Consider the following 1,121-nt stretch of genomic DNA (forward strand, 5'->3'; position numbering starts at 1 on the left):
GTGGAGAAGTTGGCATCGTTGGCTGGGAATGAGTGCAAATGCTACAAATCTGCAAATGACCGCGTTGGTTTTAGAAAGTGGAAAAGCATTGTGCTTCTGTGCTCTGACTTCGCCAGACTTCTGCGCGACGAGGTGAAACCATGAGCGAAATCACCACACTGGCAGCAAAGCTAAAAGCGCCTGCGCTAAATGCGAAAGATAACTTCAACCCGAATCTGCAAGTTGATACTCGTGACCTTCTGATGCTGGTAGAGGCGCTGGAAGGCTACAAAGCCGCATACGAAGAAGAAGTCAGAGACAAAGAGGTTCAACGCTCTGTAATCGATGATGCCTTATGCAAGCTTCTGCCAGGATGCCAGTACATGGACCCGCCAGATGGCGGCAGCGTTACGCCACTTGAGCAGGTTTCTCGAATGGTTGAAGACTATCGGCAGCGCATAGAAGGCATCACTCAAAATCCAGTAGCCTGGCAATTAGTGGATGTAATAACCAGTGAGGTTTTCGTCTGCAGGGATTTAGACAAAGTAAATGCATTCCTGAAAGAAAACCAGTGGTTAGAGGTGAGTAATCTCTACGATCATCCTTCTAAAACGCTCACAGTTCATCCGCCAAAAGACGCAGATAACGGCATCGGCGAGATATGGGATGATGGCTACAACGTCGGGTTAATCGATTACGAGGAGGCATTGCGCGCAGCCTGCGCCGCCGCTGGCATCAAATTGCAGATCGAGGAGTGAGTGATTATGGAACTGAGCAAAGAGCAACAAATAATCGCAGCGGCTGAAAAACTGGTGCGGTGCAAGGGGCGCTATCACAGCGAGCAAAATTACCGGGCGCTGGCGGCGCTGTTTGGCGTCACAGTGCCTGACCTGCCGCCGCTGGAAGAAGAACAGCAGCCGGTGGCTGTAATCGACCAGGCTAACCTTGATTATCTCATTAGCGGCGCAGACGCTGACGTGTGGCCTGCAAATCGAAAAGAAATGGGGGATTTTAACCTCTACCTCCACCCGCAGCAGGGTAAGGCGGCGCAGGTGCCTGATGAAATTACCGCAGACGGAATTATCGATATGCACGAATGCGGATATGTTGAGGGCTGGAACTCCTTCCGCGCCGCCATGCTC

1 protein-coding gene and 1 pseudogene are annotated in these 1,121 nt (G+C 51.5%); both read left to right on the plus strand.

Annotation, left to right across the window (positions count from 1 at the left end; translation table 11 throughout):
* Window positions 1-140 precede the first annotated feature (140 nt).
* Window positions 141-737 carry a hypothetical protein gene (locus CHU32_RS27845; protein WP_103678839.1) on the plus strand — a complete coding sequence of 199 codons (597 nt, stop codon included), beginning with the start codon at window positions 141-143 and terminating at the stop codon, window positions 735-737.
* Window positions 689-890 (plus strand): annotated as a pseudogene (locus CHU32_RS28865) (ead/Ea22-like family protein); the annotation flags it as partial. The gene CHU32_RS27845 and the pseudogene CHU32_RS28865, both read left to right, overlap by 49 nt.
* Window positions 891-1,121 lie beyond the last annotated feature (231 nt).

Source organism: Superficieibacter electus, assembly GCF_002915575.1.
Lineage (GTDB): Bacteria > Pseudomonadota > Gammaproteobacteria > Enterobacterales > Enterobacteriaceae > Superficieibacter > Superficieibacter electus.

What these genes read in the sequence shown, in the direction of transcription:
- CHU32_RS27845 (WP_103678839.1), top strand. Translation starts at nt 141, where the DNA reads ATGAGCGAAATCACCACACTGGCAGCAAAGCTAAAAGCGCCTGCGCTA.